Here is a 20463-nt window from a genome sequence, read left to right on the forward strand (position 1 = left end):
CCATCTGCCACCGGGTGGGACAGTGTAGGAAACTATGCCTCTCATGTGGAACAACGAGAGCAGGAATTCAGGCCGGAAGCACGGTGTGCAGTACGTTTTTCGGACAGCCAGGTGACGGCGAAGTCCACCGCAGCACTCATGACGAGGGAACGTGTCTCCGCGCCACCCACCAATCCCCGGAGAACGCGAGGACTGCACCGGTCGAGATCATTCTTCTCGAAGTCCGTCCCGAGATCCGCGAAGTCCGTGTCATCGAGATCGACGTCCTCGTATGTGATCCACGCTGGTCTTCCCTTCTGCACCACGACGCATGCGTAGTCACGACGAGGCGGATTCGGGACTCGATACTCGGCTAAATGGAACGCGCTGCAGACCTGGTATCCAACGCCGATGAGCAGAATGCGGGCGTCATTCTCGTACAGCCAGCGCAGCGGGGACTCCTCACCCAGATGGCACTTCTCGTCGTGGCAGGACACCGCCTTCGCGGCCTGGCTGCCCAGTGCCACGAACGAGGTCTGGGGATGGCTGCTGCGCCGTGCACCCGGCGCCCGGCGTACCGTTTCGGCGAACCTGCCCATGCCGTCGGACGGGGTGTGGTCGAGTTCGAACGCCGGCATCCGAGAGCGGAACGCCGCGCGCTGGTCCGCTGTCATCCCCTCGGTGCGACGGCGGTGGACCCGGGAGGTCGTGGAGTTCCCCTCGGTGAACGAGGGAACGACCACCGTCCCGCGCCGTCCGAGCACGTCCTGGAGCGCCCCGAGGAGCGGCTCGGCCGCCGGGTCACGGGTGTACTCCCCGGGCCGTTGCCGGATGGGGCCTACGGTGCCCATCCGGGCGTGCACCAGGACGACCCCTCCCGGCCGTACGCCGAGTTCCGCGAGATCGTCGGCGAGCGAGGCCCGGGTGGCTGGGGCGGGCTCCACGGGGCGTCATCCCTCCGCCGGGAGGGCCGCTCGGATTCCCGCCACGAACTCCTCGCCCACCCGTGTGAGCACCTCGGCATCCGCCAGCATGTCCAGCGCCCGAACCGTCTCCTCGGCGTGTTCGACCGGGTCGGCGGCGAGCGCCGGCGTCGCGGAGCGCGCATAGGCCTGTGCCAGCAACTCTCCGGCCAGCAGCGGGCTCGCGGCCCACGGCGCCGGGAACGACCTGGGGTCGGCCTCGTCGTAGAGCTGGATCTGTTCCACGAGCGCGTCGAGGGTGGCGAGTTGATGGCCGTGCAGCAGTTCCCGAGCGAGCGCGACGGGATCGCCGGTGGGCGTCAGGCCGACGGCGCCCATTCCGCGGATCCCACCGGCGAGGCGGACGTCGGCGGTGTCGTCCGGTGTTCCGGCGAGCGGGGTGACCGTGGTGAGCAGGGCGGTGAGTCCGGGCAGGCGCTGCGGCACCGTGTCGCGGAGCAACCGCCACGCTTCGTCCGCCGTTTCCCGCAACCGGCCGGCTTCCCGTGGCGGCAGTCGTGGCCGGGCCGGACGGGTGTAGTGGTCGCGGTACGGGTCGAGGTCGTCCAGCGCGACCCTGTCGGTGAACCACCCGAGGGGTTGCCACCGGGCGTCTGGAGCCGCGCCGGGGACGATGCGTGCCGTGTCGCCGGCGAGCCGTACGACGATACCGTCGCCGTCCGGCACGGCCTCGGCCCACCGCATGCCGGCCGGCGCCATGCGGACCCGCCCGAGCGCGGGCAGGAACACCGTGCCGTCGCGCTCCGCCGGGACCGGAACCGGATCGGTGATCCCGGCGCGCAGGGCGGCCGAGGCGGCCATCGCGGTGAGCGGGGATATCGGCGGAAGGTCGCCGGGGTCGGAGGCGGTGACCAGGAGGTCAGCGGCCCAACTGCGTAGATACGGATGGGCGAGCAGCAGGTCCATGGCGTCCGGGTGCTCTGCCAGCCGCGCCAGCAACTGCCAGGTGGCCTCGGACCGTTCATCGCCCCCGCCGGTCCGCTCCTCGATCATCGCCAGCCATTCCCGCGTCACCAGCCGTTGGGCCGCGGCGAGCTCCAGAAGTGCTTCTCGGTCCCCGCTCCCGCTGGCCAGCCTGTCCACTCCGGCGACGCTCTCGGGGGCGCCGTCCACGATGACCGGCTCTGCTGCGAGCCGCGACGCCACGCCGGTCACCAGCTCCTTGAGGTCGGCGCAGTACACCGAAGGGTTGTCGAAGCCGTTCTCGCCGCGGTAACGGTGGGCGTAGAGACCGCCGCCGCATGAGCGGACGACGGGACAGGCGCGGCACTCGGCGCTGAGGCCTGCCACCCCTTGCTGCCGGGCCATCACTCCGGGATGGCCCGCCACGGTGTCCAGGCTGTGAGAGAAGACGTCGTATCCGGTCTCGGGGGCGCCGTCGTAGGCGATCTTCAGTGAGTCGGCCTGCTCCAGCGTGCCGTCGGTTTCGATCACCACGAGGTCGGACGGGCCGACCCCCATCGACTCGGTGAGGCTCGGCCCACCGTGACAGGTACTGATCACAGAGTCGAAGAGCCGTACCCGCATCGGTCGGCCGGTGGCGTCCCAGCGGTCGAAGATTCTCAGCAGCCACTTCGCGTAGGCGGTCGGGTGGCCGTCCGGGCGGACCGGTGGCTCGTCCCAGGTGGCGTGCGGAAGCAGGAAGTCGATCCGGGATGGTGTGAGGTCGGTCAGCGCGTCGTAGACGGCGATCGGGTCATTGGCAAGATCGATGGTGCACAACAGACCCGCATAGAGATGGCGGTAGCGGTCGCTACGGAGCAAATTCACGGCGTTGAGCACGCGTTGATGGCTGCTGCGGCCGTCGGCATAGCGGCGGTGCCGGTCATTGGCGATGCGGTCGCCGTCGAGGGAGACACCCACTTTGACGCCGAACTCGGCGAAAACGTCGAGATAACGCTCGCTTAACTGGACGCCGTTTGTGTGAATGCGCACATCGAGGTCGGTCATCGGCGTCAGCGCATCGCGCAAAGTTGCGCAAATCTTGCGCAGTCTGGCTGGACCGGCGAGCAGCGGCTCCCCTCCATGCAGGATGACGTGCATGGAGGAAAGGGCATGGGCCTTGGCGTGCTCGCCGAGTCGCGTGGCCACCCAGGCGACGGTCTCCTCGGAGATCACCTTGGGCCGCCGGCTCCAACTCTGGTCGGCGTGCTCGTAGACATAGCAGTACCTACAAGCAAGGTCACACCTGCTGTGGACCTTCAGGACGAACTGGCGGAACGGGACCAGCAGTGGAGCCACCTGTTGATACTAAAGGGCTGAGTTGAACGTGGTGACCCTGGTGTTTCGGCCATGCACGGCTGCTTCGACTCGTTGCAGGCTTCTGGCCAACACCCGGCCGTGCTGTGCAGTGGTGGAGAACTCGCGATCAGGGGAGTGCCCAGCAGTCTCGGAGCGTCTTGCGTCCGCGGTAGCCTTCATGTAAGTCCTCGGGAGATGGAGTGACGCGGTCGTCCGGGCCCCGCATCTCGGCGAAGATCGAACGCGTCGGCTGGTGCCATGATCCTAGCGCCGTTCGGTGTCAGCTGCGCTTGTTCCTGGCTAGTTCCTGAAAGCGCTCCAAAAGTTTATCCTGGGCGCAACCCAGCAAATGCACCCACCCGAGCCACAGCTCTGCGGCGGCGTCTTGACGACAGCTCATTTCCGCAGGTCCAACGCGTTTCTGCGCAGGTTCGGGTGAGGGATCGCGACGGCGTCCTCCGTTCGGGGGGCCGGGGGGACGGAGTCGTGCATGAGAGACCATCCGGGTGATGAGCCCTCGAGTACCGAATTCCGGTACGCGGACCTCCCCGGCCTGTTCCAGCTCACGGACCGTGCCGCGGTGAGCAGGCAGAAGGACACGCTGAAGTGGATACGGCGGCAGCTGGCGATGCTGTTGCTCGCTGCCACCTGCTCGGCCCTTCCGTGGCGATTACCGGTGGGCAGTGTGGATCTTCTCGCTCTGGCCAGCGCGGCCGGGTATGTGGGGGCGTTGTGGTATTCCTGGCAGGCCACCCGCTACCACCATCGGGCGAAGTGGCAGCTGCATCGGACGGCCGCCGAGCTGCTGCGTTCGCAGTGCTGGCGGTACGCCGTGCGTGGGGCGCCGTTCGGCCCCGAGGTGGTGGACCCTGAGGGTGTCTTCGTCTTCCGGCTGTCCAAGAGCTTGGAGCAGTTGAGGGCGGCGGGCTGGCAGGCTCCGGTTGCCGAGACCGCCCCGGATCCGGCGCGCGACCTGATCACTCCTGCGATGCGGGCCCTGCGCGGCAAGCCGCTGGCCGTCCGCCGCGAGGTCTACGTGCGCGATCGGCTGATGGAGCAGCGGAACTGGTATCGCCGCAGGTCCGGGGAGTCACGTCGCTCCCTGGCCTGGTGGCAGACACTGTCCACGCTGAGCACGGCCATCGCCCTCGCCGCCGCGGCGGCCAGGATCTTCGGATGGGGCTCCGAGCTGGACCTGGCCGGGCTCGCCTCGTCCATCGCCGCGTCCGCCGTGGCCTGGAGCGAGGTGCGCCAGTACAGCCCGCTGATCACCGCCCACGCCCGGGTGGCCCAGGAGCTGAGTGCCATGGAGGTCACCTTGCGCAGACAGACGGCGGAGTCCCGGTGGGCGGCCGACGTGGAGAACGCGGAAGAGGCGATCTCTCCGGAGCGGACCGCCTGGCTGACCCGGCACGGCGAGTGAGGCGCCCCGGTCACGGAGGATCGCGCTCGACCCCCGCCCGCCAGATCACCGAGACCGGCGTGCCGCGGCGCCGGGCGTAGCCGACGATCTCGCCGGTACCGCCGCGTCCACGGGCCGGGTGGCCGTCCCAGACGGCGAGTACGAGGTCACTGTGGTCGGCGATGTAGGTGCCGGCCTCGTAGTAGGCCTCATCGCACGCCTCGGCGTAATCCAGTACGACTTGGCGGTGTGTCCGGTCCAACAGCTTGCGGAAGAGGACGCGTTCGTCGGTGGCGAAGGTTCGCTCGTAGTCGGCGGAGGGGAGGACCGCGGTGAGCCGGGCGCCGTGGGCAAGGGCGATCTCGGCGAACATCTGGTCGGCGCCGATCGCCAGGCTGCTCAGTGCCTCCAGCGGTCGGCGGTGCGCACCGGCCGGGCGTCCGGCCACCGTCAAGGCGGCGATCAGTCCGGCACGGACGTGGGGGAAGGCGGCTGCCGGGATGGTCCGGTGGCCGGTGATGCCGACTCTGGTGGCAGGCGGTAACTGATCCTCGCTCTTCATGTGTGGCCTCGATCGCAGGGCGGCAGAGTGCCGCTGGGCACGTCCTCATGCCCAGCCCGACGCGAGCTGTGAGGAGCGGCTGAACACGCCCAGTCTACAAATCGTCGGGGCCGGTCCTGCCCGGCGAGCGATGCCGGACACGGATGGGCCCGTTCGTGCAACAACCTGCCCCCGGCACAGTCGTTGGGGCGGTTCACCTTTCGAAAGACGCCCCTGAGCTGACAGACTCTGTCGGGTGCCAGACTTCGACGTGCTCGTCATCGGATCCGGCCCGGGCGGCCAGAAGGCAGCGATCGCCGCGGCCAAGCTCGGCCGCCGGGTCGCCGTCATCGACCGCCCCGACATGGTCGGCGGGGTGTCGCTCCATACCGGGACCATCCCCTCCAAGACACTGCGCGAGGCCGTGCTGTACCTCACCGGCCTCAGCCAGCGGGATCTGTACGGCCAGAGCTACCGCCTCAAAGAGGACATCACGGTGGGCGACCTCACGGCACGTACGGAGCACGTGGTCAACCGTGAGGTCGATGTCGTCCGCAACCAGTTGTCCCGCAACCACGTCGCCCTCTGCACCGGAACGGCGCGCTTCGTGGACGCCCACACCCTCGCCCTGTGTGAACCGGGCGGCGAGGAACGGCTCCTGAGTGCCGAGCACATCGTCATCGCCACGGGTACCCGCCCTGCCCGGCCCGACCGTGTCGAGTTCGACGGGCAGACGATCATGGACTCGGACAACGTCCTGAGTCTGGAGCGTGTGCCGCGTTCCATGGTCATCGTCGGGGCCGGTGTGATCGGCATGGAGTACGCCTCCATGTTCGCCGCTCTCGGCAGCAAGATCACGGTGGTGGACAAGCGGCCCGGGATGCTCGACATGTGCGACGTCGAGGTGATCGAGGCGCTCAGGTACCACCTGCGGGACCTGGCCGTCACCTTCCGCTTCGGGGAGACCGTCAGCGCGGTCGAGCGCCACCCCCGTGGCACCCTCACCGTCCTGGAGAGCGGTAAGAAGATCCCCGCCGACGCCGTGATGTACTCGGCCGGCCGGCAGGGCGTCACGGACGGACTCGACCTCGGCAAGGCGGGTCTGTCAGCCGACCGGCGCGGCCGGATCACGGTCGACGAGCACTACCGCACCGAGGTGCCGCACATCTACGCGGTCGGCGACGTCATCGGCTTCCCGGCGCTGGCCGCCACGTCGATGGAGCAGGGGCGCGCGGCCGCGTACCACGCCTGTGGGGAGCCGGTGGGCCAGATGCACAGCCTCCAGCCGATCGGCATCTACACCATCCCGGAAATCAGCTTCGTCGGGCGGACCGAGGACCAGCTCACCCAGGACAGCGTGCCGTTCGAGGTGGGCATCTCGCGCTACCGCGAACTGGCCCGGGGCCAGATCCTCGGCGACTCGCACGGCATGCTCAAGCTGCTGGTCTCCCCGGACGACCGCAAGCTGCTCGGCGTGCACTGCTTCGGCACCGGGGCCACCGAGCTGATCCACATCGGGCAGACCGTGATGGGCTGTGGCGGCACCGTCGACTACCTGGTCGACGCGGTGTTCAACTACCCGACGCTCGCGGAGTCCTACAAGGTCGCCGCGCTGGACGCGACCAACAAGATCCGGCAGATCGACAGGCTTGGAGACGCATAGGGCCTGAAGCCGACGAGTACCGAGCCAGGCCAGGAGCGTTGGGCTTCCCTGTCCGGGAACGTCCGGCACCGTCCGGCAAGGGGATGTCCGGGCGCCGGTCCCGATGTCGGCGAGCACCGTCCCAGAGACCTCTCGCCATCGTTCCGCCCGAGCGACGGCGCCGCCGTTCCGCCCGAGCGACGGCGCCGTTCCGGCAGCACGATCCGATGACGCGGCGCCCGGATCTCCCCCGCGCCCGGATCCGCCCCTTCATGCCCCGGTCGCCCATCGGTTCACGCACGAGCCGTGCAGCAACCGCCTGGCACGTTCGACGACGGCGGGACCGCCTCACTGACGGCTTGCTCCGGTTTCCGTGCTGCCGGGCCCGGTGTATCGCGGGCGTATCGAAAACCGCATACGCCACCGCAACAGCCCACCGTTTCCCATGGAGGTGTGAACCACAACGCATCCCTGGCAGCTCCGCCCCGCCGCACGCGCGGGATCGTGCTCCTCAGCCTGGCGGTCCTCGGCATGGCGAGCGCCGCGTTCGTCGTGCGAGGGCCCCTCATGATGGCCGCTCCGATGTGCATGGCCGGGCGGTGGCACGGCTGCTTCGACACGTTCAACGGTGTGGTGCTCGTCACGTTGGTCACGCTTCCGTTGGCCGCGCTGGTGGTGTGGGTCCTGGCGCGCTGCCGGCGTACCGCCGACGGCCCGTCGGCGTGGCGGACGTCACTGGCCGAGGTCGGCATGGTGCACGGGACGGTGCCGTTCCTGTGGCTGACCATGATGCCGGGCGCCGGGGCCGGCACCGTCCCCGAGCGAGTGAGCCTGATACCGCTGCGGGACCTGGTCACGATGGGGCCGCTCGGGATCGTCGGCAACCTGCTGGTCTTCGCATCGCTGGGGTTCTTCGCCCCGATGCGGTGCGCGGCGCTGGCGTCCGTGCCGCGGATCCTGGCGCTGGGCGCGGGCTGCTCGACCCTGGTCGAGACCGCGCAGTACGTCCTGCGTCTCGACCGGGTGTCCTCCGTGGACGACGTCCTGGTCAACGCCGCCGGCGCCGCGCTGGCCGCGCTGGCGTCGCGCCGCTGGTGGCGCCCTGCGGCGGATGCACCGTCGGACCGGGCTCGCCCCGCGCCGGCACCGGCAGGCTGAGTCGCGTGCCGGGCGTGCACGGGTCCTTGCATACGTCGGCGATACGTCGTGCTGCCTAGGCTGGGGACATGCGCGTACTGATCGTGGAGGACGAGCCCTATCTGGCCGAAGCCGTCCGTGACGGTCTGCGTCTCGAGGCGATCGCCGCCGACATCGCCGGCGACGGCGACTCCGCCCTGGAACTGCTCGGCGTCAACTCCTACGATCTCGCGATCCTCGACCGCGACATCCCGGGCCCCTCCGGCGACGAGGTCGCCCGGCGCATCGTCGCCTCCGGCAGCGGCATGCCGATCCTCATGCTCACCGCTGCCGACCGGATCGACGACAAGGCCTCCGGGTTCGAGCTCGGCGCCGACGACTACCTCACCAAACCGTTCGAGCTGCGGGAGCTCGTCCTGCGGCTGAGGGCGCTCGACCGCAGACGCGGGTACGCCCGGCCGCCGGTCCACGAGATCGCGGGCGTGCGGCTCGACCCGTTCCGCCGGGAGGTCTTCCGCGACGGACGCTACGTCGCGCTCACCCGCAAGCAGTTCGCCGTGCTGGAAGTCCTCGTCGCCGCCGAGGGCGGTGTCGTCAGCGCCGAAGAGCTGCTGGAACGGGCCTGGGACGAGAACGCCGACCCCCTCACCAACGCCGTGCGCATCACCGTGTCCGCGCTGCGCAAGCGGCTCGGCGAGCCATGGATCATCGTCACGGTGCCCGGCGTCGGCTACCGGATCGACACCGGTGGGGACGCCCTCGCCCCCGGCCGTACGCATGCGTAGACCCCCGGGGCTCAGCGCCCGGCTGAAACTCACCCTGAGCTATGCGGGATTCCTCCTCATCGCCGGCGCTCTCCTGCTGGGAGTGGTGTGGGTGTTCCTGCTGCGCTACGTGCCCGACAACCCCAGGGGACTGCTCGGGATCTCGCCGAACCGCTATCTCCTCGTGCACACCTTCGCCCCCGCCGCGGCCGTGGCGATGCTCTTCTTGCTCATGTTCGGCCTCGTCGGGGGATGGGTCCTCGCCGGCCGGATGCTCGCGCCCCTCACACAGATCAGGGACGCGGCACGGAGGGCCGGGACCGGGTCGCTGGCCCACCGGATCCGCATGAAGGGCCGCCAGGACGAGTTCCGTGAGCTCTCCGACGCGTTCGACGCCATGCTGGAGCAGCTCGAGTCCCACGTCGCCGAGCAACGGAGGTTCGCCGCGAACGCCTCCCACGAACTGCGCACCCCGCTGGCGATCTCGCGGACGCTCCTCGACGTCGCCCGCAAGGACCCCACGCGGGACCGGGGTGAACTCATCGAGCGCCTGCACGCCGTCAACACCCGGGCGATCGACCTCACCGAGGCCCTCCTGCTGCTCAGCCGCGGCGACCGTGGAAACTTCACCCGCAGCCGGGTCGACCTCTCCCTCCTCGTCGAAGAGGCTGCCGAAACGCTGCTTCCCCTCGCCGAGCAGCGCCGGATCACGCTCGACGTCACCGACGGGGTGGCCCGGACCGACGGCTCCGCGGAGCTCCTGCTGCGGATGGTGACGAACCTCGTCCAGAACGCCATCGTCCACAACCTCCCCACCGGCGGCACCGTGACGGTCCACGCCGAGGCACACGCCGACACGAGCGTGCTGCGGGTCGAGAACACGGGTCGCCGGATCCCCGAGGAACTGATACCGACCCTCACCGAACCCTTCCAGCGCGCAACGGAACGCGTACGCACCGACGAGCACGCCGGCGTCGGCCTCGGCCTGGCCATCGTGCACAGCATCGTCCGGGCCCACGACGGGACCCTCGACCTGGTCCCCCGGCCCGCGGGCGGTCTCCGCGTCACGGTCCGGCTGCCCGGTACTCCGTAGCCGATTTTGGTCGGGCGGGCCGGCCCGGATTAATTCTCCGACCTGTTGACGAAAATCGGAGCGGATTCGCATGCTGGGCTCAGTGCCGTCCGAAGACGCCGTAGATCTTTGACGTGGACATGGAAACCTGCTGTTCAGGCTGCTGCGCGCGCCGATGTCCAGGAGGATGAAGGAGAGTGGAACTGATGAGCAGCGGTCCTCAGAACGGGTCGCCCATCGGCCGACGGGCGCTGCTGGCCCGGGTGGCCAGGACGGCCGGTGTGGCCGGCCTCGCCGGTGCGGCCGGATCGCTGGGCGCGGCAGCGCGGGCCGCGGCAGCGGTCCCCGCGGGCGGCACGGACAGCACCGGCGGCGCGGTGCGGGGGCGATACCCGTCGAACTGGCCCGACCTGGAGCCATACGGTCTCGCGGACACCCGCATGGATCTGTGGCCGCGGCAGGACAACTCCTTCGTCCTCCCGCTCGAGCTGCGCCCGCGCGACGAGGAGCTCGGCCGGGTCTGGATGCGCGACACCTACGTCAACTGCTTCAAGGTCGCGGGCCGCCGCCCGCTCTACGTCGCCACCGGCACCACCCGCGTACCCGGCCTCGACACGGCCGGCCCCTGGAACGACGGGATCTTCATCTGGACGGCGAGCTCGCTGCGCGGCCCGTGGCAGCTGGCCGACACGACCGGCATCCGGCCAGGCGCCGAGAAGGGCAAGGTCTGGTCGCCGGAGTTCGCCGGCGAGAACCGGCCAGGGCGCACGGTCGTCGCTCCGTGGCAGGAGTACTGGTACGACGACCGGTTCGGCAAGCGCGGCAACGTCTGGGCGCCGGAGGTGCACTACTTCCGGGACACCTGGTACATCGTCGCGTGCATGGGTGATCACGCGCACAAGGTCGGCTCGTTCCTGCTGGCGAGCGAGGGCGGTGTCGAGGGACCGTACCGGCTCGTCGAGGGCAATGTCGACAAGCCTTTCGGCGACGCGCTCCCCGACGCGCCGCCCGCCGGTCCTGGGGCGCGTTTCCACATCGACGGCAGCATGTACACCGAGGGCGACGACGCCTGGCTGGTGCTGCACAACAACCTGTACGCCCGCTTCCGGGACGACATGGAGGACATCGTCCCGACGACGCACCTGCCGGCGTTCCAGCAGCAGCCCTACACCCCCGAGCCCTACCTGGAAGGCGCGTACGTCTTCCAGCACGGCGGCAGGTACTTCCTGCTGCACGCCGCGTGGGACCGCACCTCGACGGACGCCGACGGCAGCACCCGCCACGCCTACGACACGGCCGCCCCCGGCCGGACGCAGTACCACTACGACACGGTCGCCGCCGTCGCCGACCACTTCGAGGGCCCGTACTCCCGCCGCTGGACCCTGGGCGTGGGCGCCGGCCACAACAACGTCTTCACGGACGTCGGCGGCCAGCTGTGGGCGACCTTCTTCCGCAACCCGAACTTCGGCTACTGGGCGGACCCGGCACGCATCGCCGACGCCGCGGTACCCGGTGTCGTCCGCCTGGAGTGGACCGGCCCGCAGGGCGACCGGCTGTACGTCCAGCGCCAGGGCCAGAGCCGCGCCATCAGCGGGTGAAGGCCCTGCTCCGATCACGTTCTCCTACCGGAAAGGGGACACCGTGACCTGCCCGACCGCTCCGAACATCGTCTTCGCGATGACCGACCAACTCCGCGCCGACTTCACCGCCGGCATGGGCTTCGACCTGGACACCATGCCCTTTCTCGACTCGATCGCCGCCCAGGGCACCCGTTTCCGCCGCGCGTACACCACCGCCCCGGCCTGCGTCCCGGCACGCACCAGCCTGCTCACCGGCAGATGGCCCAGCACCCACCGGGTACGGCAGAACTCCACCCCGCTGGAGGTGTCGCGCGGCGACGACCTGCTCGATGTGCTGCGCGGCGCCGGCTACCAGCTGTTCTACGCCGGCAAGACGCACATGTACCGGAACAGGGCGGAGTACTTCGACGCCTTCTCCGGTCCGTACGGGCACACGAGCGGGCCGGACACCACCACCGAGCAGCGCGCCTTCGCCAACTGGCTGAACTCCATCGACATGGGCCCGACGAGTGCACCCACCCCGTTCCCGGTGGAGTTGCAGTACGCGCACCGCATCGTCTCGGACACCATCCGGCAGGTGGACGCCCGGGACCCCGACAAGCCGTTCTTCGCCTGGGTGTCGATGCCCGAACCGCACAATCCGTACCAGGTGCCGGAGCCGTACTTCTCGCTGTTCGACGAGGACGAGATCCCCGACCGGTCCTGTGGCCCCGAGGCCGCACAGGCCAAGGGCGGCGCCTACAAGTGGCTGCGGGACCTGGTGGAGGAGAAGCGCCCCGGCTACGACAGGCTCTGGCGTCGCTACCGCGCCACCTACTGCGGCATGCTCCGCCTCATCGACGACCAGGTGCGCCGGCTCGTCGACCACCTGAAGGAGCAGGGCCTGTGGGAGAACACCCTGCTGGTCTTCCTCGCCGACCACGGTGACTACGCCGCCGACTACGGCCTCCAGCGCAAGGGCGCCGGCATCCCCGAGGTCCTGGCGCACATCCCGATGGTCGTGCACGGCTGCGGCGTCACCACCCAGGACAACACGGAGGACTTCGTCTCGATCGCCGACATCCTGCCCACCGTGTGCGACGCGGTCGGCCGCCCCATCCCCCTGGGTGTCCAGGGCCGCAGCCTGTGGCAGATCCTCACCGGCGTCGACTACCCGGCCGCGGAGTTCGCCGACATCGTCACCGAACGCGGCTACGGCGGCCTGCCCTACCCCGACGACGCCCGGCCTCCGCTGCACTTCCCCTACGAAGGCACCAGGTACGACGAGCTGAACAGCGTGACCCAGAGCGGCTCGTCGCGGATGATCCGGCACGACCACTACAAGCTCTACGAGCATGTCGCCGACGTCGGTGAGCTGTACGACCTCGACAGGGATCCGATGGAGCTGGACAACCGCTGGGACGATCCGAGCCTGCGCAAGGTCAAGGCCGATCTCATGCAGCGACTGCACCGCTGGTCGGTCCGGCTCACCGACGACCTGCCGAAAGGGGTCTACGAACCCAGACGACCCCCACACAACTGGTATCGCACCTCGGAGGAGGACGGAGCATGACCGCACCGATCCACCGCGGCGAGGGCACCCGGCGGCCTCCCTCGTCACGCCGTACCGTCCTGCGCGGCACCGCCGCCAACCTCCGCACCGTGCGGTGACCCTGGCCCGCGGCCACGGAACGCGCTGCTCAGGCCGGCGCCGTGATACGGCCCCGCGCGACGAGTTCCAGCGTGCACGCGGTCGCCACGCCCTGGACGGCCATCAGCGCGACGAGGACGAACAGCTGAACCGCTCCCGCCTGGACCGGCGAGGAACCGCCGAGCAGCATGCCCACGTACGCGCCGGGCAGCGTGACCAGGCCCACCGTACGGGTCTGGTCCAAGCCGGGTATGAGGGCGTCCGACGCAGCCGGGCGGGCGATCTCCAGACGGGCATCCCGCTCCATGAACCCGAGGGCCAGGGCCGCCTCGACCTCACCCGCGCGTTGGGCGAGCTCGTCAAGCGTCCGCCGCCCCGCGAGCACGGTCGCGGTGAGAGCGCCTCCGATGAGGATGCCCGCCACCGGGATCAGCGCGATTCCGCGTAGCGGCAGCAGACCGGTCAGGAGCAGCACCGCGAGCACGGGCAGCACCCCGGCGGCGATGGGCACGGCTGCCCAGCGCCACGTCGCGTTGCGGGTGATGCGCCGACCGGCGGTCCAGGCGGCGACGGAGAACATGACGGCCACGAAGCACAGCAGCAACGGCACGATGTGCACCACGGCGCCCACCACCAGGGACACCACGGCGAGCTGGACCGCGGCGCGCAGTCCGGCCGTGACGATCTCGCGCCAGTAGCGGCGCGTGTCCCGCGCATCGCCGAACCGGGCCCATGCGGCGACGCCGACGGCGACGGCGAGCAGGACGGCCATCACCACACCCAGCACGGCGTTGACGGGAAGCAGCATGTCGGACTCCTCTCGGTTCAGCGCGCGGCGGCCTGGTGGGCCGCACGGGTCAGCAGTGTCACGGCCTCCCGCCAGTCGGCAACCACGCCGATGTCGCACTGCTCGAAGATGGCCGCCGACGGATCGTTGTTGATCGCGACGATCGTGTGGGCGCGCTCGACGCCCACCAGGTGGTCCTGGCTGCCGGAGATGCCGATCGCCACGTAGAGCCGCGGAGCGATGGCCCTTCCGGTGATGCCGAGTTGCCGGTTGTGCGGCAGGGCTCCGGTGTCGGTCACCTTCCTGGTCGCTGCCAGTTCCGCGCCCAGCAGTGCCTGGAGGGGCGCCAGGTGCGTGAGGGCGTCGGCCGGTACTCCCGCGCCGACGCCGATGACGACCCGTGCGCGCTCCAGCGCGTCATGGCCGTCGGCGGGAACGCGGCTCAGCACCCGAAGAGCCGGATCGTCCCCCGCGTCGAGGCCGAGGACGGGAATCCGGTGGGGTGTGCGGGGTGCCGGCAGCGGCAGCGCTCCGGTCCGCAGCGTCGCGACCGTGACCGCGCCGTCGGCCACCAGGTCCGCCAGGGCGCCGCCCACCGGTTTCGTCCCGATGAGCCGACCCGAGGCGTCGTCGGCGCGCAGTGCGACGAGGTCGCTCAGCAGTCCGGCATCAAGGCGCGTGCCCAGGCGTGCGAGCAGCTCGCGCTCCCATGCGGTGGCGCCGCCGAGCACCGCGTGCGGCGGGCCGGCGGCGTCCAGCCACGCTGCCAGCGCGTCCGCAGCGGGGCGCGGGGCGGCGCCGGTCAGGTCGAGGGCGAGGTCGGCGCCCCACGAGGCGAGCAGTTCGGGATCGGGCGCCGCGCACCCCACGACGACCCGTCCGCCGCCGTGGGCCGCGATCAGCGATGCCGCGCCCAGCAGGGCACGAGCCGACGGTCCTGGTGTCCCGGACGTCACGGCCAGGACGTACGGACGGGTGACCGCACCGCCGGGTGGCTGCGGGAGGAGCAGGGCACCGGGCTCGTCCGGCGCCTGTGCCAGGCGCTGCGTGAGCAACTCCCATATGCGCCCGGCCCGATCGGTTCCCCCCTTGATCAGGAGCGGGCGCCGGCCCGGCCGCGCGTGCCGGACACCGAGCACGCGGGTGGGGCTGGCCGCCGCCGTCCGTGCCCCGGGCAGCTCGGCCAGGCCGGCCGTGGTGATCCGGGTGCCCTCGGGCCACCCGGACGGATCCGCCCTGGCCGCCCGGCACGAACGCTCTGCGACCGACACCACGGCGGGCAGCTCGACCCGGGCGTGCACCGTCTGGGACTCCTCCTGCACACGGGCTTCGAGGCCGCGCCCGTGGTCCCTCGGGTCCACGTCCATGACCGGCCCGAGGAACGGCCATTCCAGCAGCCCCGCCACCATCGGTCCGAGCGCCCCGGTCGCGGCATCCGTGCTGCTGTGGCCGGCGAGGACCAGGTCGAAGGGGCCCCGGGTGCGCAGCGCCGCGGCCAGGGCGTGGGCCGTGACGAGGCAGTCGGCACCGGCCAGCCGGGGGTCGCTGAGGTGCACGGCGCTGTGCGCTCCGCAGGCGAGGGCCTCCCGCAGCACGTCGAGCGCGCCCGGTGGCCCCATGGTCAGTGCGGTGACGTGCCCTGCGGACGCCTCGGCAAGCTGCACCGCACGCGTCAGCGCCCGCCGGCACCAGGCGTTCATCTCGCCGGGCAGGGCTGCGCGCGCCAGCCTGCCGTGCTCGTCGAGGGGCACGGACCTGTCGTACGGCGGAACCTGCTTGAGCAGGACGGCGACGTGCAGCGGGCGGAGGGCTTGGGACACGGCGCTACGCCACCCCGGTGCCGACGAGCAGACCGATCCCGAACGTCACCGCGGCGGACAGTGCGCCCAGGAGCAGCTGCCGTCCGGAACCCCGCCACAGGGAGCGTCCGGTCAGCCGGGCGATGACACCGCCGGCCAGCACCAGCCCCGCCCCGCTGGCGAGCAGTACCGGGGCCACTGCGGCGGCACCGAACAGGAACGGCAACAGGGGCACCAGCGCACCCAGCGCGAACGCGACAAAGGAAGAGCTCGCCGCGGCCCACGGCGAGGGCAGGTCGTCCGGGTCGACTCCGAGTTCCTCCCGGACGTGGACGCGCCAGGCAATCTCCGGATCCGCCGTCAGTTCTCGTGCCATATCGGCAGCGAGGTAGGGGCTCACTCCCTTCGCCTGGTAAATGAGGGTGAGCTCGTGCAGCTCGTCCTCGGGATGGCGCTGGAGTTCCTGTTTCTCCTTGGCGATCTCGGACTGGGTGAGCTCGTTCTGTGAGGAAACGGAGGTGAATTCCCCGGTCGCCATGGAGCAGGCACCGGCCACCAGTCCCGCGAGTCCCGTGAGGATCACCGTCCGGCCGCCGGCACCACCTCCGAGTACGCCCGCCACCAGGGAGAAGTTGGAGACGAGCCCGTCCATCACACCGAAGACGGCGGGCCGCATCCAGCCACCGGTCACATCACGGTGGGCGTGATGGATTTCCGCTGGAGGGGCTTCAGCGGTCATTGCCATGACATGTCCAATCTCGATGTCCCATTGCCCCGGCCGACCCGACTGACGAGCCTGTTTAGGTAAGCATTGCTTTACTTGAGGCGGTCGGCCGCTGCTGCGCGGAACAGCGTAGATTTCACCGCGACATGACGTGATTGGCGACGACCGAGAAGCAGAAGCGGGAATCTTGGGCGCGCCGACAAAGAACGTGGGAGGCCCGGAAGCAAACACTGCTGTTCCGTCCTGGAAACCCATAATCGGCGTACGACTGCAAGGATTGACGCGATGATCCGGCCCTTGGTGTACGACAGGTTCCACCGCTACGACGAACTCACCGCGCTGCTGCGCCAGTGGGTGGCGGACCGCCCCTCGCTCGCTGCCCTGGAGAGTCTTGGCCCCTCCCTGCACGGGCGGGACATCTGGCTGCTGACGCTCACCAATGCCGACACCGGGCCGGCCCGGGACAAGCCGGCGTTCTTCGTGGAGGCCGGTATCCACGCGGCGGAGTGGACCGGTGGCTACGCGGCGCTCCACCTCATCCACCATGTGCTGTCCGCGTACGGAACCGATGAGCGTGTGACGCGGCTGCTCGACACCCGCACGCTGTACGTGGTGCCGCGGCTGAACCCCGACGGCACCGAGCACGTCATGACCGAGGGCCGCTACGTGCGCTCCAGCATGCGCGCACACCCACGGCACGTGGCCCCGCCCGGGCTCCAGTTGCGGGACGTCGACGGGGACGGCCGGGTGCTGTTCATGCGCCGGCCCGATCCCCACGGGCCGTGGAAGCGGTGCCCGCAGGAGCCTCGGCTGCTGGTGCGGCGCGATCCGGACGAGGTCGGCGGTGAGTACTTCCGGCTGTTCCTCGAAGGCGAGATCGAGGGGTACCGCGGTGACGTGGTCGAGGTCTCCGAGCCGGTGGAGGGCATCGACCTGGGACAGAACCTGCCCACGGACTGGGGCACGGCACCCTGCACACCCGACAACGCGGGACCGTTCGCGGGTTCCGAGCCCGAGACGCAGGCGGTGCTGCGTGCCGTGACGGACCGGCCCAACGTCACCGGCTTCGTCACCTGTCACACCTTCGGCGGCCTGCACCTGCGTCCCCCGCTCAACAGCGGCGAGACGCTGCCGTACGCCGACCAGCACGTGTACCGGACCGTGGGTGCCAAGGCAGCGGAACTGACCGGGTACGACGTCATGTCGTTCCAGGACCTCAAGTACGACCCGGACGCCCCCTTTCTCGGCGGTCAGCTCGGCTGGTACTACGACCAGCTGGGCATATTCTCGTGGATCACCGAGTTCTGGAGTCCGCAGCGGGCCGCCGGCATCAGGGAGTACCACCCTTCCTGCTGGCTTCTGGACCACCCCGTCGAGGACGACCTCAAGCTGATCGCATGGAGCGACAAGGAACTCGACGGACAGGGGTTCGTCGACTGGTACCCCTTCGACCACCCGCAGCTGGGGCCCGTCGAGCTGGGCGGTTGGGACATGATCCATTACTGGTACAACCCGCCGCTGGACCGCGTCGAGCGCGAAGTCGCCCCGCACACGGAATGGGTCGTCTTCCAGGCGCTGTGTGCGCCCTGCCTGGAGATCGGCTCCCTCACGTCCGAGGAGGTCGAACCCGGGGTACACCGGATCAGGGCCGTGGTGCGCAACAGCGGCTGGCTGCCGACGTACGTGACCCACCAGGCGCTGCGTCGCGAGCGCGGCGGCGCCACGGTGGCCCGGCTCCGGACGGACGGGGGGACCCGGCTGCTCGCCGGCGACGCGCAGGTCGAGCTCGGTCAGCTCGAAGGGCGCAGTGCGGCGCTGTCGACCACCACCTGGTGGGGGCACACGCCGGGCACTCCGGACCTCGCCGCGGCCGAGTGGCTCGTCGCCGCGCCCGCCGGGGCCCGCGTCACGGTGCACGTGCGGCACCCGCGGGCCGGGGCGGCCACCGCGCAGGTCACGGTGGGCACCTGACGGACCGGCCAGGGGGCGACGGAGGGAAGGTCCGCTGCCCCCTTTCGGTACGTGCTCAGTCAGTGCGATGGGTCCATCGGCCCTCCAGCAGCGTCGCGCGCACCGGCATGGCCATCAGGTCCTCGGGGGACACCTCCGCAGGATCGCATGCGGTCACCACGAGATCGGCCCGGTCCCCGACGCGTACCGCAGCCTGCCCGGCAGCCGCCGCCCGGAGAGCCGTCTCCAGGTCCATCGCCTGCTCCGGGTGCCAGGGAGAGCGCCCGTGCTCACTCCCCCGGTGCACGGCCGCCGCTATGCCCCGCCACGGATCGAGCGGTGACACGGGCGCGTCCGACCCGATCTCCAGCACGGCTCCGGCCGCCAGCAGGTCCGCGTACGCATAGGCCCGGTGGGTGCGGCCGTGCCAGTGGCGGTCGGCGATGTCACGGTCGTCCGGGGCGTGCGCGGGCTGGACGCCGAGCACGAGTCCGGGGCGTTTGAAGCGGGCGTGGTCGTGCACGGCGACCAGCTGGGCGTGCTCGATCCGGCCGACGCAGCCCACGCGTTCGAAGGCGTCGAGCGCGATGGCGTTGGCGCGGTCGCCGATGGCGTGCACGGCGCTGTGGATGCCGTGCACGGCGGCCCGTGCCATGAGGTGTTCCAGTTCCTGCGGCGGGGTCTGGAGGATGCCCCAGGCCTGCTCGCCGGAGGGTGTTCCCGGGTACGGCTCGTGGCAGAGCGCGGTCCGGGTGTTGAGGGAGCCGTCGACGAACAGTTTGAGCGGTCCGACGGTGACCATTCCCCCGGTGTCCGGCAGCACGTCGCCGGTGCGACGGCCCTGGGCGATGGCGTCTTCCAGGTAGTCGGGGTAGATCGCCGCCGTCACCCGGGTGGCAAGCGGGCCCGCACCGCATCGCCGTGTCCAGTCCCGGGCGTTGTCGGCGTACTCGAAGTCCACGATGTGGGTGACACCGCGGGCCGCTGCGGCCGTCAGGGCGTCGGCGACCCAGGTGTCGGCCACCGCATCGGCAACCGGCCCCAGCCGGGCCACGGCGTCCAGGGCCTCCTGCTCGCGCAGCACCCCGGTGGGATGGCCAGGGCGCCCCAGGCGTGCCAGTGCGGCACCGCTCAGCCAGGCGGTGTGCAGGTCGTTGCTGACCAGGACGGCAACCCGGTGGCCCGCCCGGTCGAGCAGGTCGCGGTGCGGTCGGTCGGGCCACAGCCCGTCGCGGAACCCGAAGCCGATCAGCGGCTCCTGGTCGCCGCCCGGCGACCGGCCGGCGGCGTCCGCCATGGCCCGGGCGGCGGCCTGCGCGGACCCGGCACCGGACAGGTCGACGCGGCGGCGGGCACTCGCCCACTGCACCAGGTGCACATGGGCGTCGCACAGGCCGGGCAGCAGCGTGCCACCGGCGGCGTCGAACACATCGAGGCCACCGCGACCACCGCGACCACCGCCGGCGCGTCCGTCCGGCACGTCGGGGGTGATCGCGGCGATCCGTCCGCCGGCCACCGTGACGCAGCCGAGCGGGCCGCGTGGTCCCAGGCGGACGTTGCGCAGCTGAAGCTGCCTGCCGGCGGTGGCCCCTCGCACGTCATTCACCGGACATCAGCACCCTTCGCATCGCAGCTGCCAGCTCCGTGTTGCGGTGGACGTCATCGCCGTCGAGGACGGTGGCCACCCGGAGTGCCACGTCGAGCGGTTTCTCCTGGCTGAGCTTCCGCTTGCCCACGACACGGTCAGGGCGCAGCCGGAAACCCGTGGTGTACGGGGCGATGCTGCGCGCGTACTCCGGGACGCCGGCCAGCTGCCAGGGGGCGGGGCGACGGCTCTCGAAGTGGTCGACGGTGCGGTCCAGCACCTCGAACGTGGCCTCGTCGTCCAGGACTTCGGGCCTGCCGTGCAGATGCGCCACCACGTAGTTCCAGGTGGGTACGTAGGGAGCGGCACCGTACATGGAAGGGGAGACATAGCCGTGTGGTCCCTGCACGACCACCACCACCTCGCGCTCCCCCAGACGGTGTTCCCCGGCGTCGGCCCTGGCCAGGTGGCCCAGCACCGCAACGCCCTCGGTGTCGGGGTCCGGCAGTACCGGCAGGTGCGACACCACCGGACCGGTGTCGCCCGCGGTGATCAGGGTCGCCCAGCCGTGTGCGGCGACGAGAGCGCGCAGTTCGGCAGGGTCCGTCAGGGCGTAGGTGTCTTGTTCCAGCATGTGTTCCTCACGG

16 protein-coding genes are annotated in these 20463 nt (G+C 70.6%); 8 read left to right on the forward strand and 8 right to left on the reverse strand.

What is annotated here, in order from left to right; genetic code table 11:
- Nucleotides 1-41: 41 nt before the first annotated feature.
- Both NQO67_RS06850 and NQO67_RS06855 read right to left on the reverse strand, forming a co-directional pair.
- Nucleotides 42-923: an AAC(3) family N-acetyltransferase gene (locus tag NQO67_RS06850; RefSeq protein ID WP_255948011.1), complete on the reverse strand. Its 882-nt coding sequence runs from the start codon at nt 921-923 to the stop codon at nt 42-44.
- 6 nt (nt 924-929) lie between these two features.
- Nucleotides 930-3203: an FxsB family cyclophane-forming radical SAM/SPASM peptide maturase gene (locus NQO67_RS06855; RefSeq protein ID WP_255948013.1), complete on the reverse strand. Its 2274-nt coding sequence runs from the start codon at nt 3201-3203 to the stop codon at nt 930-932.
- Nucleotides 3204-3693: 490 nt separating this feature from the next.
- Here NQO67_RS06855 and NQO67_RS06860 point away from each other — a divergent pair, with 490 nt between their 5' ends.
- A complete protein-coding gene (locus NQO67_RS06860) occupies nt 3694-4626 on the forward strand; it encodes a DUF4231 domain-containing protein (RefSeq protein ID WP_255948015.1) in 933 nt (310 codons plus the stop codon).
- Nucleotides 4627-4636: 10 nt separating this feature from the next.
- Here NQO67_RS06860 and NQO67_RS06865 read toward each other — a convergent pair whose 3' ends face one another.
- Nucleotides 4637-5167 (reverse strand): hypothetical protein, encoded by a 531-nt coding sequence (locus NQO67_RS06865; protein ID WP_255948017.1) that lies wholly within the window; start codon nt 5165-5167, stop codon nt 4637-4639.
- Between the two features lie 235 nt (nt 5168-5402).
- Here NQO67_RS06865 and sthA point away from each other — a divergent pair, with 235 nt between their 5' ends.
- The 6 genes from sthA (at nt 5403) to NQO67_RS06895 (ending at nt 12893) form a co-directional block, all read left to right on the forward strand.
- Nucleotides 5403-6809: a Si-specific NAD(P)(+) transhydrogenase gene (gene sthA, locus NQO67_RS06870; RefSeq protein ID WP_255948018.1), complete on the forward strand. Its 1407-nt coding sequence runs from the start codon at nt 5403-5405 to the stop codon at nt 6807-6809.
- Nucleotides 6810-7241: 432 nt separating this feature from the next.
- The gene (locus NQO67_RS06875) at nt 7242-7946 is read left to right on the forward strand and encodes a VanZ family protein (protein ID WP_255948020.1); all 705 of its coding nucleotides are present in this window, start codon (nt 7242-7244) and stop codon (nt 7944-7946) included.
- Nucleotides 7947-8014: 68 nt separating this feature from the next.
- Nucleotides 8015-8710, forward strand: coding sequence for a response regulator transcription factor (locus NQO67_RS06880; protein ID WP_255948022.1), 696 nt, complete (start codon nt 8015-8017; stop codon nt 8708-8710).
- Entirely contained in the window at nt 8703-9782 is a 1080-nt protein-coding gene (locus NQO67_RS06885) for a sensor histidine kinase (RefSeq protein ID WP_255948024.1), read from the forward strand. The genes NQO67_RS06880 and NQO67_RS06885 overlap by 8 nt, the downstream gene beginning before the upstream one ends.
- A gap of 185 nt (nt 9783-9967) precedes the next feature.
- The gene (locus NQO67_RS06890; protein WP_255948026.1) at nt 9968-11359 is read left to right on the forward strand and encodes a family 43 glycosylhydrolase; all 1392 of its coding nucleotides are present in this window, start codon (nt 9968-9970) and stop codon (nt 11357-11359) included.
- A gap of 43 nt (nt 11360-11402) precedes the next feature.
- Entirely contained in the window at nt 11403-12893 is a 1491-nt protein-coding gene (locus NQO67_RS06895; protein WP_255948028.1) for a sulfatase family protein, read from the forward strand.
- Between the two features lie 127 nt (nt 12894-13020).
- On the opposite strand, the gene NQO67_RS06900 is transcribed toward NQO67_RS06895, so the two are convergent.
- The 3 genes from NQO67_RS06900 to NQO67_RS06910 are packed head-to-tail and all read right to left on the reverse strand — an operon-like array spanning nt 13021 to nt 16296.
- Complete coding sequence (locus NQO67_RS06900; protein ID WP_255948030.1) at nt 13021-13779, reverse strand: ABC transporter permease; 759 nt, start codon at nt 13777-13779, stop codon at nt 13021-13023.
- Between the two features lie 17 nt (nt 13780-13796).
- On the reverse strand, nt 13797-15578 hold the full coding sequence (locus NQO67_RS06905; protein WP_255948032.1) for an FAD-binding protein: 1782 nt from the start codon (nt 15576-15578) through the stop codon (nt 13797-13799).
- Nucleotides 15579-15582: 4 nt separating this feature from the next.
- Nucleotides 15583-16296, reverse strand: a complete 714-nt coding sequence (locus NQO67_RS06910) for a VIT1/CCC1 transporter family protein (protein ID WP_255948034.1) — start codon at nt 16294-16296, stop codon at nt 15583-15585.
- Between the two features lie 270 nt (nt 16297-16566).
- On the opposite strand from NQO67_RS06910, the gene NQO67_RS06915 reads away from it, so the two are divergent.
- Entirely contained in the window at nt 16567-18252 is a 1686-nt protein-coding gene (locus NQO67_RS06915; RefSeq protein WP_255948036.1) for a M14 family metallopeptidase, read from the forward strand.
- A gap of 55 nt (nt 18253-18307) precedes the next feature.
- On the opposite strand, the gene NQO67_RS06920 is transcribed toward NQO67_RS06915, so the two are convergent.
- Nucleotides 18308-19837: an amidohydrolase gene (locus tag NQO67_RS06920; RefSeq protein WP_255948038.1), complete on the reverse strand. Its 1530-nt coding sequence runs from the start codon at nt 19835-19837 to the stop codon at nt 18308-18310.
- Nucleotides 19830-20450: an FMN-binding negative transcriptional regulator gene (locus tag NQO67_RS06925; protein WP_255948041.1), complete on the reverse strand. Its 621-nt coding sequence runs from the start codon at nt 20448-20450 to the stop codon at nt 19830-19832. Before NQO67_RS06925 ends, NQO67_RS06920 begins: the two co-directional genes overlap by 8 nt.
- Nucleotides 20451-20463: the final 13 nt, after the last annotated feature.

This window comes from Streptomyces odontomachi (assembly GCF_024435355.1).
In the GTDB taxonomy this organism is placed as follows: Bacteria; Actinomycetota; Actinomycetes; order Streptomycetales; family Streptomycetaceae; genus Streptomyces; species Streptomyces odontomachi.